We start from the raw sequence: 11,923 nt of genomic DNA, 5'->3' as shown, positions 1-11,923 counted from the left end.
TACTGTCTCTTGAGCATGAGATGTGATCAAGAGACAGCCTTGCGGAGGTTTTTTTTCGAACATTCAATCAGTACTGCGCAACCTGCTGTTGCCAGCGTAACAAATAACTGTCGACTTGTTTTTTCTTATCCCCAGTTAATGCCAAAGGATACAAACCCGCTTTGCCGTTGATTTCTCCTGCCATCATTAAATGCGCGCCTTGTACTAGCTGTTCCACCGCAAAGGCACCTAATTTAGTCGCCAGAATACGGTCGGCCCCGACAGGACGGCCACCACGCTGAATATGACCCAAAATAGAAGCCCGGCATTCGATGCCTCGTTGTTCCAGATCTGCAGCTAAAGCCGAGGCGCCGCCCGGATACATAGTTTCGGCAATGACTATGATATAGCTGCAATTGCCTCTGTGTTTGCGGGCTTGTTCCACATGTTCGGCTATTTTGTCCAAATCCAGTTCAGACGCAAGTTCAGGGCAGATAATTTGCTCAGCACCTGCGGCTATACCAGCAGCTACAGCTAAATAGCCAGTGTGGCGTCCCATCACTTCGACTAAAAAAATCCGTTCAAAGGCATCCGCTGTATCGCGGATTTTATCTATGGCATCCAGAGCTGTATCCAAAGCTGTGGCAAAACCAATACTGAAATCTGATCCATCCACATCATTGTCTATAGTGCCTGGAATACCTAACAGCTTGCCCTGGTAATAGGGGGCAAGCTCAAGGCAGCCACGAAAGCTGCCATCACCGCCTATCACCAGCAAGGCATCCAGTTCAAGATCATGCAGGTTTTCTGCGGCCTGCTTCAGGCCTTCTTCAGTGAGCATGGCCGGGCAACGGGCACTTTTTAAGAGGGTGCCACCATCCTGAATAATACCGCTGACATGATAAGGCGATAAGGTCTGATATTCCTGATCGATAACACCGTTAAAACCACGCTGAAAGCCAATCACCTCCAATTCATTGGCATGAGCTGTCAGTACCAATGCGCGTAAACAGGCATTCATGCCAGGCGCATCACCGCCGGAAGTTAAGACACCAATTCGTTTCATCTTGTTATCCTTATAGCTTGTGTCTGGACGATACCCAAAGTAATTGGAGTTGCAGAGAGGCGACAAGTGCGTGAGACCCCAGGAGCATAGTGTCCTATGTGACTGGGGCGAGAGCACGCAGGTAACAAAGCTGCAGCTTCAAGTACGAAGGGGAAATGAGCTTATCCTAACGTATAAACAAGGCCGCGTATTGATCTGCTGCAAGAACTGCACATTCTGGCTTATTTTCTCCGCTGCAGGCCGAACTGCAGAGACAAGACGGAAGCTTCTGGAGGATAATAAGGCTTAGGAAAAGGAGAGGGTATGCATCAGTCGTCTGGCCGTGTTGGTCTGGGTTTTAGTCTGGCGTTATTAACAGCTGTGTTATGGGGATTGTTGCCTATAGCGCTGAAATGGTTATTAAATTCGATGTCGGCATCTACCATCACTTGGATACGTTTTTTGGTGGCTGCTGTGCTGGTAGGGCTGGTGTTGCTGGCGCGCAAACAAATTCCTTCGCTGCGTGGTTTAACTAAACGAAAACAGTTGTTGATCCTGATTGCCGTTGCTGGTTTATTGCTTAATTACATTTTGTATCTGAATGGTTTGTTTTTGCTGACCGCAGAAACGGCTCAAGTGGTAATCCAACTGGCGCCATTTCTGATGATGTTGGGCGCCGTATATTTGTTTAAAGAGCGTCTATTGCTGTGGCAAAAAATCGGTGCCTGGTTACTGGTCTTTGGCTTGTTGCTGTTTTTTAACGACAGGTTGGCCTTATTGCTCACCCAGTTTGGTTCTGAAGCTGTAGGTGTGCTGCTGGTGATAATAGCGGCTGTAGCCTGGGCTTGTTATGCCTTAGCGCAAAAACAGTTGTTGATGAGCTTTAATTCCCAACAAATTATGTGGCTGATTTATATGGCCGGTGCTTTGTGTTTTATGCCTGCTGTTGAGTTGGCACCAGTGCTGGACTTGTCAGCATGGCAATGGGGCATCCTGCTGTTTTGTTGTCTGAATACTATTGTGGCTTATGGTGCTTTTGCAGAAGCCCTACAGCATTGGCAAGCCGCTAACGTCAGTGCTGTATTGGCTATTACGCCACTGTTGACTATAGGTTTTGCCCAGTTATTGGCTTATTTTTATCCGCAGTTTCCCAGTGAGTCACTGAATGGCTGGGCTTGGGTAGGAGCTTTATTGGTGGTAGTGGGTTCAATGCTGACGGCCTTAGCGCCAATGCTGAGGCAAAAGATAAACTAAAATTAGCCACAAACAAAAAAGGCGCCACTCACTTGATAAGTAGGCGCCTTTTACATTCAAGCAATCACTTAATTAATTTGCACTATCTTACAGGTGTTCGACGCGCCTACAGTTTCCATCATATCGCCGTAGGTCAAAATCACTAAATCGCCACTTTTTAAGTGAGCAATTTCCTGCACAGCTTCAATAGCAGCGGCTGATACTTTTTGTTGACCCAGATTCTGAGTGCTGTCAAAAAATACCGGGTACACACCACGGTACAGCGCCATTTTGTTTAAGGTCTTCTGGTGACGTGATAACGCATAAATGGGCTGAGACGAGGTAATACGCGACATCAGTTTAGCGGTATAACCCGACTCAGTTAACGAGATAATGGCTTTAATACCCGTTAAGTGGTTCGCAGCATACATAGCGGACAAAGCAATAGTTTCACTGATTTCTGTAAAAGCCACATCCATACGGTGCTTGGAAATTTGCACTCGAGGGTGTTTCTCGGCGCCATCACAGACACGGGCCATAGCTTTGACGGTTTCAGTCGGGTATTTACCTGCCGCTGTTTCACCTGACAACATCACCGCATCTGTACCATCAAGCACTGCGTTGGCAACGTCCATCACTTCAGCACGGGTTGGCATTGGGCTTTCAATCATCGACTCCATCATCTGAGTCGCAGTGATCACCACGCGGTTTAACTGACGTGAGCGGGCAATAATACGTTTTTGCTGACCAACTAACTCGGCATCACCAATTTCTACACCTAAATCACCACGGGCCACCATGACAGCATCTGATGCGCGGATAATATCGTCCAGAGTTTCGTCATCAGCGACAGCTTCAGCACGCTCTACTTTAGAAACAATTAAAGCTTCAGAACCAGCAGCACGGGCTAATTCGCGGGCGATACGTAAATCATCACCACAACGTGGGAAAGACACGGCCAGATAATCTACATCTATATAAGCGGCTAAGGAGATGTCGGTTTTGTCTTTTTCAGTCAGGGCAGGGGCTGACAAGCCACCGCCTAAACGGTTAATACCTTTGTTATTGCTGAGTTTGCCAGCCACAGAGACTTTGGTATGAATACGTTGGCCAACCACATGCTCAACCACCATCTGGATACGGCCATCATCTAATAACAGCACATCACCTGGCTGAACGTCAGCAGGCAGTTCTTTATAGTCGATACCCACCTGAGTTTCGTCGCCTTCGCCTTTTGGCAAATCTGCGTCTAATACAAAGTGTTGGTCTTCTTCTAAAATCACTGAACTGTTTTTAAAGGTAGAGACACGGATCTTAGGGCCTTGTAAATCACCCAGAATGGCTACGTGAACGCCGGTTTTGGCTGCTGCAGCACGCACCATTTCAGCGCGTTGTTTATGATCTTCGGCACTGCCATGGGAAAAGTTGAAACGAAATACGCTGGCACCGGCCAGGATCAATTTCTCTATAGCGGCTTGTGAATTCGTTGCTGGTCCAAGGGTGGCGACTATTTTAGTTCTTCTGGGCATCAAGAGCTCCTGAAAGCTTATCTATGGATGGGTCTGTTTTAGTGTAATGTAATTTTATTACAGAATATAGCCGCAGTTTGAATAAAACTTTCAGCTTTTGTCGGTTGTCCGACCTGTTTAGTCTGTTTACGGCTAAAAAAAGAGGGGTTCCTTACAGGAAACCCCTCTTTGTGACAAATGTTGCTACCAATGCAGCCATTAGTTTTGAAAGTCTTTTTTATCAAAACGTGAGCCACGTAAACTGTCTTTGACCTTTTTCAGGTTTTCACGAAATTTAGTGCCACGGCGTAAGGTAAAGCCAGTCGCCAGAATATCTATCAATACCAGCTGCGCTACACGGGACGCCATCGGCATATACATATCAGTATCTTCAGGCACATCCAGCGACAACACCAGGGTACATTCTTTAGCTAAAGGGCTGTCGTAGGCTGTGATACCTATCACTGTTGCATCGTTTTCACGGGCAATAGCAGCGATATCACATAAGTTTTTCGTACGGCCTGTATGGCTGATACAAACCACTACATCACCTTCAGCGCTGTTAATAGCACTCATGCGCTGCATCACAATATCGTCAAAACAAACCACAGGAACGTTAAAACGGAAAAACTTGTTTTGTGCATCATGGGCCACAGAAGCTGAAGCGCCTAAGCCAAAAAAGGAGATCTTTTTGGCCTGAGTGAGTACATCCACGGCACGATTAATGGTAAGAATATCAACGTTTTGGCGTGCAGCATCTAATGCAGCCATAGTAGATTCGAAAATCTTCGCTGTGTAAGCCTCTGGGCCGTCATCTTCTTCCACATGACGGTTTACATAAGGTGTACCGTTGGCCAGACTTTGCGCCAAATGCAGTTTGAAATCCGGGAAACCTTTGGTGTCCAGACGACGGCAGAACCTGTTCACTGTAGGTTCGCTGACATCCGCCATTTTGGCGAGAGCCGCTATACTACTGTGAATAGTGGTTTGCGGATTGGCCAGGATCACGTCGGCGACTTTGCGCTCTGATTTACTGAAGCTGTTGACGCTATTAATTATTTTTTCCAACACATTCATCGGATTTTCCTGACTGAAAAACACTGAACAACACAGTGCAAAATGTTGTAACTCGCTTTGTTATACAACCTGGTGCCACTGCAAAATAGTGATAAAGTTACGACAAAGCAGCTGATTCATTGCCTAGGCTGCCTTATTATATGAGAATAGTCAAAACTTTAGCGTCTCTGTAATTTAATTACAACTTATCTGGTTTACATCTGGCTTTTGCTCGGCTAGTATGCGGCTAAGTGTTGTAAAATTACATCTAATCAAGGGTCATTCATGACAACAACAGCACCACACAACAAAGCCTGTGATCTGATTCTCTTTGGTACTAAGGGCGACCTTGCGCGCCGTAAACTATTGCCAGCCTTATATCAATTGGAAAAATCCGGCCTGTTGCATGCCGACAGCAAAGTCATAGGCGTAGCCCGTGATGAAATGGATTTAGATGGCTATAAAGAGCTGGTTGAAATCAACTTACAGAAATTTATTAAAGAACCGCTGGAAGCTGACGTCTTAGCTCGCTTAAAAGCCAAACTGCAGTATGTGCAGGTCGACTTAAGTAAAGAAGGCGATTATCAAGCCTTAAAGTCTGTGACTGATCCGAAAAAACGTATTCCGGTCAGTTATTTTGCGACTGCTCCTTCTTTATTCGGCAATATCTGTAAAGGATTATCAGCTGCGGGTTTGTCGGCAGAGCCGGCCCGTGTGGTACTGGAAAAACCTATTGGTCACGATTTAGCTTCCTCTAAAGTGATCAACGATGAAGTGGCCAAATACTTTGGCGAGTGCCAAATCTACCGTATTGACCATTACTTAGGTAAAGAAACAGTACTGAACCTGTTAGCGCTGCGTTTTGCCAACTCTATCTTTGCCGCCAACTGGGACCACAATGCCATTGACCATGTGCAAATTACTGTGGCCGAAGAAGTTGGGGTAGAAGGGCGTTGGGGTTACTACGATGACGCAGGTCAAATGCGTGACATGGTACAAAACCACTTATTACAAGTGTTGTCGCTGATAGCGATGGAGCCTCCGGCTCGTCTGGATGCAGACAGTATTCGTGATGAAAAGTTAAAAGTTTTAAAAGCGCTGCGTCCTATTAATGTGTCGAACGTGCAGGAAAAAACGGTTCGTGGTCAATACGCGGGCGGTTATGTGGCTGGTACTCCGGTTCCAGGTTATCTGGATGAAGAAGATGCGCGTCCAAACAGCAAAACCGAAACTTTTGTGGCTATTAAAGTGGATATCGACAACTGGCGTTGGGCTGGTGTGCCGTTCTATTTAAGAACAGGCAAACGTATGCCGAAAAAAATGAGCGAATTAGTCATTTGCTTTAAGCCGCAGCCACACAATATTTTCTTCGAAACCTACAAACAGTTGCCAGCCAATAAGCTGATTATTCGTTTGCAGCCGGACGAAGGTGTTGAAATTCAGATCATGAACAAAATTCCTGGTCTGGGTGAAACCATGCAGCTGCAACAAACCAAGCTGGACTTAAGTTTCGATGAAACTTTTAAATCGCAGCGTATTGCTGATGCCTATGAGCGTTTATTACTGGAAGCCATGTTAGGCAATCAGTATCTGTTTGTGCGCCGTGATGAAGTGGAACAAGCCTGGAAATGGGTCGACGGTATCCTGGACGCATGGAAAGTGACGAACGAGCCACCAAAACCTTATCAGGCTGGTACCTGGGGCCCTGTATCCGCTATTTCGTTATTGGCGCGTGAAGACAGAAACTGGGACGAATAACAATGCAACTTCATACTTTTGATTCTAGCGCTGCGTTAAATCAGCAGTTTGCCAGCGAGATCAGCAGCCGTTTAGCGGCGGCTATAGCCCAAAAAGGTGCAGCCACTTTAGTAGTGTCTGGCGGTAAAACTCCTTTGCCTTTATTTAAAACCCTGTCAGAAACTGATTTGGATTGGTCACGTGTGACTATCACTTTGGCGGATGACCGCTGGTTGCCTGAAACTCATGCTGATAGCAATGAAGGCTTAGTCAAAGCCAACTTATTGCAAGGCAAAGCAGCAACTGCATGTTTTATCAGCTTATTTGACAGTGCATCACCGGACAACGCCTATAAAGGTGCGGCGACAGTGGCACAGCGCATAGAAGCTTTACCTGAATTTGATGTATTGATCCTGGGCATGGGTGAAGACGGTCACACCGCCTCTTTATTTCCATGCAGCAAAGAAATTCAGGCTGGTTTAGCTGCCGATGCACCAGTGGCTTTAGCGGTTACACCTGCTACTGCGCCTTACCAGCGTTTGAGTTTAAGCAAAACACGCTTACTCAATAGCGCTGTGATTTATTTACATTTGGTTGGCCCCAAGAAGCTAACCGTTCTGGAACAGGCCATGGCAGGTCAGGACCCTTTGCAAATGCCTGTACGGGCGTTTTTGCAACAGCAGCAGGTCCCTGTGCATGTAATGTTTACAGCTAACTAATCGACAAGACGAGGTTAACATGAATCCGGTTATACAACAGGTCACAGACAGAATAGCGGCACGCAGCGAAAAAAGCCGTGCGCTTTATCTGCAGCGGATGGAACAGGCCCGTGCCAAGGGGCCGCACCGCGGAGCTTTGGCCTGTGGCAATCTGGCTCATGGTTTTGCAGCTTGTTCCACTCAGGAAAAAACTGATTTACGCAGCTTAACTAAAGCGAACATCGGTATTATTTCTTCTTACAACGATATGCTTTCTGCACACCAGCCTTACGAAGCTTACCCGGCCATTATCAAAGCCGCAGTGGCTGAAGTGGGCAGTGTGGCTCAGTTTGCCGGTGGCGTGCCAGCTATGTGTGATGGTGTGACTCAGGGTCAGCCAGGCATGGAGCTTAGTTTATTAAGCCGCGACATTATTGCCATGTCTGCAGCTGTTGGCCTGTCGCACAATATGTTTGACGGCGGCATGATGCTGGGCATTTGTGACAAGATAGTGCCGGGTTTACTGATGGCCGCTTTAAGTTTTGGTCACCTGCCTTTTGTGTTTGTGCCAGCAGGCCCAATGCCATCTGGTATTCCAAATAAAGAAAAAGCCCGTGTTCGTCAGCTGTATGCTGAAGGCAAAGTAGGCAATGAAGAGTTATTAGATTCAGAATCTGCCTCTTACCACAGCGCCGGTACTTGCACCTTTTACGGTACGGCCAACTCAAACCAGTTGGTAGTTGAAGTGATGGGCCTGCATTTACCTGGTTCTTCTTTTGTTAATCCTGGCACGCCATTGCGTGATGAATTAACTAAAGCTGCAGCTCGTCAGGTGACTCGTTTAACCGACTTAGGCACCGATTACTTACCAATAGCGCAAATTGTTGATGTCAAAGCTGTAGTGAACGGTATTGTTGGCTTGTTAGCCACTGGTGGGTCGACCAACCACACTATGCACTTAATAGCTGTAGCCCGTTCTGCTGGTTTTATTGTGAACTGGGATGACTTTGCCGAGCTGTCGGATGCAACACCACTGATCACCAAAATTTATCCGAATGGCCAGGCTGATATTAACCACTTCCAGCAGGCTGGTGGTATGGCGTATTTAATTCGTACTTTATTAGACAACGGTTTGCTGCATGAAGATGTACATACAGTGGCTGGCCCGGGTTTACGCCGTTACACCCAAACTCCTGTACTGCAGGACGGCAAATTAGTATGGGTTGATGGCCCGACTGAGTCTTCTGATTTAACAGTTTTGGCTGATGCCGCTAAACCATTTAAAGATCACGGTGGTTTGCAGGTGTTATCCGGCAACGTAGGCCGGGGTGTAATTAAAACTTCAGCGCTGCGTGAAGGTACTGAAATAGTTCAGGCTCCTGCTGTTGTATTCTCCAGCCAGCATGAATTAGATGCCGCTTTTAAAGCCGGTGATTTAAATAAAGATTGTGTCGTAGTCGTACGTTTCCAGGGCCCTCGTGCCTGCGGTATGCCAGAACTGCATAAACTGACGCCACCGCTTGGTGTATTACAAGACCGGGGTTTCCATGTGGCTTTAGTCACAGACGGTCGTATGTCTGGTGCTTCAGGTAAGGTGCCAGCTGCTATCCACGTCACACCGGAAGCTGTAGACGGTGGCGTAATAGCCAAGATCCAGACCGGCGATATGATGCTTGTGGACGGTATTAACGGCGTGCTGAAAGTAATGGTTTCTGATGAAGAGCTGGCTAAACGTGAAGCTGCAACCCGTGATATGAGTGATAGTCATTGGGGCATGGGCCGCGAGATGTTTGGCGGTATGCGTATGGTGATCACTGGTGCAGAACAAGGGGCTTGCAGTCTGTTTAACACAGAGGATCAGTACCATGGCTGATATCCAGTTTGCTATTGTTGCTGATATTGGTGGCACTAACGCACGTTTTAGCCGTGTTGATTTAGAAACTCTGCACCTGGATAACGTTGCCGTTTATCCTTGTGCTGATTTTGACACCCTGGCCGACGCTTTGCAGTTTTACCGCGAGCAACAAGGCCTGACGGCTATCCGTCATGTGGCTTTGGCCATTGCCTGTCCTGTGACAGGTGATTTTGTCAAAATGACTAACTTTCACTGGCAGTTTTCTGTAAGCAGCATGAAAGCCGATTTAGATTTAGCCGAGTTTATCGTGCTGAACGACTTCACTGCTGTGGCCATGAGCTTACCTGCGCTGAAATCTACTGAACTGGTGCAAATTGGCGAAGGCCATGCCGATCAGTTTAAACCTATGGCAGTGTTAGGTGCCGGCACAGGTTTAGGTGTAGCGCATTTAATTCCAACGGCTTTAGGTTATGTGCCATTACCGGGCGAGGGCGGTCATGTCGATTTTACCGCTCAGACCGAACAGGAATGGTTTATCCAGAAGTTTTTAGCCAACAAATACGGCCATGTCAGCCCTGAACGTTTGTTATCAGGCCCTGGTTTGGAAGATTTGTATCTGGCGATCGCCGCTTTTAATAACAAAGTGGTGGAGCCATTAAACGCTGCTCAGATTGCAGGTAAAGCTTTAGATGGCAGCTGTGCTTTATGCAAAGCCGTTATCGAGCAGTTTTTTGCCAGCTTAGGTGGTTTGGCAGGGGATTTAGCCCTGACATTAAGTACCTTTGGCGGCGTTTTTGTCGCTGGTGGTATTACCCCCAAATTATTGCCGCTTATGAATCAAAGCGAATTCAGAAGCAGATTTGAAGCAAAAGGCCGGTTTACCGATTTTAACCGCCGTATTGCAACTTTTGTCGTCACTGCAGAGCAACCAGGTTTAACCGGCTGTGCAGTCTACTTAAAACAACATATGGCGAGTTAACACTATGGCATTTGAAAATTGGCAACTACAACCTGACGTTTTGTTCGCACAAGGCCCTGTGGTGCCCGTCATTGTGATCAAAGATTTAGCAGACGCTGTTCCTATGGCAAAAGCCTTAGTGGCAGGTGGCATTAAAGTACTGGAAGTGACCTTACGTACTCCTGTGGCTTTAGATGCAATACGTTTATTAGCGACTGAAGTGCCTGACGCCATAGTAGGCGCTGGTACTGTCACTACAGCCAAACAATTGGAAGAAGTGATAGCGGCAGGTGCCCGTTTTGCCATCAGCCCGGGTTCGACCCGCGAGCTGCTGCAAGCAGGCAAAGACAGCGTGATCCCATTAATTCCGGGCATTGCCAGTATTTCTGAATTAATGGAAGGTACAGCAGTAGGCTACACCCACTTTAAATTTTTCCCGGCAGAAGCAGCAGGCGGCGTAAAAACCTTAAAGTCTATTCACGGCCCATTCTCTGATATACGTTTTTGCCCAACAGGCGGCATCAACGAGAAAAACTTCAAAGAATACCTGGCCTTACCCAACGTACGTTGCGTAGGCGGCAGCTGGATAGTGCCGGACGATGCTATTCAAAACAAAGAATGGCATAAAATCACACAACTGTGTTTAGCAGCAGTGGAAGAAGCGAAAACAGTGCAGAAGTAATGCTTTTGTGTTGTTTAGTTTGATGTAAAGAACCCGGCTTTGGTCGGGTTTTTTATTGGCTTGGGATTACAGCGGTACCACTGTTAAAAAACACAGCAGTGTATCTTGAGTAAAACGATGAACAACTAGCGTACAGCTTGTACAGATTTTGTCGGCCAGGATCTTAGTGATTTCAGAAAAACCTGTTGAAATAGAGATACATCAGCGTTAATTTGGTATGAGTAAAATTCAGGAAAGAAGGCAGAAAAATGTTTGACTTGCGGGCAGAACCCCTTCTATTAAATTGTTAAGTGTCACTATGGAAATCGAAGAAATATCCAAAATTGAGATACTCGAAAACGGGGAAATGTTTATCGTGCTCGCAAGCGGCGGCAAGCCCATGTATCAATACATTTATCGAGAGGCGGCTGATGTTTGCTGGGACAATGAAGTAAAAGGTTTCAAAGCTCCTACTCCGAGGAAATGGAGTCACTCCGACTGGTTTAAGCAAATTGTCAGTGTTGTAGCTTCCGGATTGGGAGTAACGCTAAAGCTTTCTAATACCACAATCTGGGTTAATGTACCAAAGCAAACAAAGGCAGAAATATGCGCTGCGTAAAACACTTAACAAGGCCAAGCACAATCGTGCAATGCAAAAAACGCATTGCACTGGACCTCGCTACTCTCGGCCTGTGTTGGCGGCGTTATGTTGGCTCAATCTGAGCTACATGCCAGGTTTTACATGTATCAAAATCACTAATCAACAAAAGAAATCCTTACGGAGAAAATATGCGATTTTTAAAAACCCCTTTGGTTGCAAGTTTGGTATTGTTTTGTGTCGGCTGTACTGCAACTCATGAAAAACCAATTGGTTGGCAAAGAGTTGATGGCTTGCTTATAGACCATGCAGCTGTTTCTGCGGCAATAAAAAAATGTGACTATATTCGTGCCAGTCGAACAATGACTGTTGACTCTGATGGACCTGCTTTTATGGGGTTATTGAAAGCAAGAGAATGCATGAAAACAGAAGGTTATGAGCCTAATAAATAAACCGTAACAAATCGCTTAAAAGGACGCAAAAGGCTTGGTTATTTCAGCCCGACTGAGTATCACGGATGGTGTCAGGTCTTGAATATTGCGCCTTGGGTTGAATGGTTTACTGAAAAATTCATAAATGACGGGGGAGGCACAAG

Annotated in this window: 11 protein-coding genes; 8 read left to right on the top strand and 3 right to left on the bottom strand. The window is 46.5% G+C overall.

The features are described 5' to 3' along the window. Nucleotides 1–67: 67 nt before the first annotated feature. Nucleotides 68–1,045: an ATP-dependent 6-phosphofructokinase gene (locus tag RHEIN_RS16155; protein ID WP_008900051.1), complete on the bottom strand. Its 978-nt coding sequence runs from the start codon at nt 1,043–1,045 to the stop codon at nt 68–70. A gap of 303 nt (nt 1,046–1,348) precedes the next feature. On the opposite strand from RHEIN_RS16155, the gene RHEIN_RS16150 reads away from it, so the two are divergent. Next, complete coding sequence (locus RHEIN_RS16150) at nt 1,349–2,278, top strand: DMT family transporter (protein ID WP_008900050.1); 930 nt, start codon at nt 1,349–1,351, stop codon at nt 2,276–2,278. Nucleotides 2,279–2,346: 68 nt separating this feature from the next. On the opposite strand, the gene pyk is transcribed toward RHEIN_RS16150, so the two are convergent. Beyond that, nucleotides 2,347–3,786 (bottom strand): pyruvate kinase, encoded by a 1,440-nt coding sequence (gene pyk / locus RHEIN_RS16145; protein ID WP_008900049.1) that lies wholly within the window; start codon nt 3,784–3,786, stop codon nt 2,347–2,349. 198 nt (nt 3,787–3,984) lie between these two features. Next, nucleotides 3,985–4,842: a MurR/RpiR family transcriptional regulator gene (locus RHEIN_RS16140; RefSeq protein ID WP_008900048.1), complete on the bottom strand. Its 858-nt coding sequence runs from the start codon at nt 4,840–4,842 to the stop codon at nt 3,985–3,987. A gap of 264 nt (nt 4,843–5,106) precedes the next feature. On the opposite strand from RHEIN_RS16140, the gene zwf reads away from it, so the two are divergent. The 7 genes from zwf to RHEIN_RS16105 all read left to right on the top strand — a co-directional run bounded on the left by zwf (nt 5,107) and on the right by RHEIN_RS16105 (nt 11,780). Beyond that, nucleotides 5,107–6,579, top strand: coding sequence for a glucose-6-phosphate dehydrogenase (zwf, locus tag RHEIN_RS16135; RefSeq protein ID WP_008900047.1), 1,473 nt, complete (start codon nt 5,107–5,109; stop codon nt 6,577–6,579). A gap of 2 nt (nt 6,580–6,581) precedes the next feature. After that, the gene (gene pgl / locus RHEIN_RS16130; RefSeq protein ID WP_008900046.1) at nt 6,582–7,277 is read left to right on the top strand and encodes a 6-phosphogluconolactonase; all 696 of its coding nucleotides are present in this window, start codon (nt 6,582–6,584) and stop codon (nt 7,275–7,277) included. A 19-nt stretch (nt 7,278–7,296) separates the two neighbouring features. After that, on the top strand, nt 7,297–9,129 hold the full coding sequence (gene edd / locus RHEIN_RS16125) for a phosphogluconate dehydratase (RefSeq protein WP_008900045.1): 1,833 nt from the start codon (nt 7,297–7,299) through the stop codon (nt 9,127–9,129). Then, on the top strand, nt 9,122–10,090 hold the full coding sequence (locus RHEIN_RS16120; protein ID WP_008900044.1) for a glucokinase: 969 nt from the start codon (nt 9,122–9,124) through the stop codon (nt 10,088–10,090). Before edd ends, RHEIN_RS16120 begins: the two co-directional genes overlap by 8 nt. 4 nt (nt 10,091–10,094) lie before the next feature. Further along, nucleotides 10,095–10,751, top strand: coding sequence for a bifunctional 4-hydroxy-2-oxoglutarate aldolase/2-dehydro-3-deoxy-phosphogluconate aldolase (locus tag RHEIN_RS16115; RefSeq protein WP_008900043.1), 657 nt, complete (start codon nt 10,095–10,097; stop codon nt 10,749–10,751). A 298-nt stretch (nt 10,752–11,049) separates the two neighbouring features. Beyond that, nucleotides 11,050–11,349, top strand: coding sequence for a hypothetical protein (locus tag RHEIN_RS16110; protein WP_040555294.1), 300 nt, complete (start codon nt 11,050–11,052; stop codon nt 11,347–11,349). Between the two features lie 170 nt (nt 11,350–11,519). Then, entirely contained in the window at nt 11,520–11,780 is a 261-nt protein-coding gene (locus RHEIN_RS16105; protein ID WP_008900042.1) for a hypothetical protein, read from the top strand. The last annotated feature ends 143 nt before the right edge of the window (nt 11,781–11,923 follow it).

It is taken from the genome of Rheinheimera sp. A13L (assembly GCF_000217935.1).
GTDB lineage: Bacteria > Pseudomonadota > Gammaproteobacteria > Enterobacterales > Alteromonadaceae > Pararheinheimera.
The sequence above is the reverse complement of the archived record's forward strand: the minus strand, read 5'-3'. Positions and strand labels throughout refer to the sequence as shown.

What these genes read in the sequence shown, in the direction of transcription:
- RHEIN_RS16120 (WP_008900044.1), top strand. Translation starts at nt 9,122, where the DNA reads ATGGCTGATATCCAGTTTGCTATTGTTGCTGATATTGGTGGCACTAAC.
- pgl (WP_008900046.1), top strand. Translation starts at nt 6,582, where the DNA reads ATGCAACTTCATACTTTTGATTCTAGCGCTGCGTTAAATCAGCAGTTT.
- RHEIN_RS16115 (WP_008900043.1), top strand. Translation starts at nt 10,095, where the DNA reads ATGGCATTTGAAAATTGGCAACTACAACCTGACGTTTTGTTCGCACAA.
- RHEIN_RS16150 (WP_008900050.1), top strand. Translation starts at nt 1,349, where the DNA reads ATGCATCAGTCGTCTGGCCGTGTTGGTCTGGGTTTTAGTCTGGCGTTA.
- edd (WP_008900045.1), top strand. Translation starts at nt 7,297, where the DNA reads ATGAATCCGGTTATACAACAGGTCACAGACAGAATAGCGGCACGCAGC.
- pyk (WP_008900049.1), bottom strand. Translation starts at nt 3,786, where the DNA reads ATGCCCAGAAGAACTAAAATAGTCGCCACCCTTGGACCAGCAACGAAT.
- RHEIN_RS16140 (WP_008900048.1), bottom strand. Translation starts at nt 4,842, where the DNA reads ATGAATGTGTTGGAAAAAATAATTAATAGCGTCAACAGCTTCAGTAAA.
- RHEIN_RS16105 (WP_008900042.1), top strand. Translation starts at nt 11,520, where the DNA reads ATGCGATTTTTAAAAACCCCTTTGGTTGCAAGTTTGGTATTGTTTTGT.
- RHEIN_RS16155 (WP_008900051.1), bottom strand. Translation starts at nt 1,045, where the DNA reads ATGAAACGAATTGGTGTCTTAACTTCCGGCGGTGATGCGCCTGGCATG.
- zwf (WP_008900047.1), top strand. Translation starts at nt 5,107, where the DNA reads ATGACAACAACAGCACCACACAACAAAGCCTGTGATCTGATTCTCTTT.
- RHEIN_RS16110 (WP_040555294.1), top strand. Translation starts at nt 11,050, where the DNA reads ATGGAAATCGAAGAAATATCCAAAATTGAGATACTCGAAAACGGGGAA.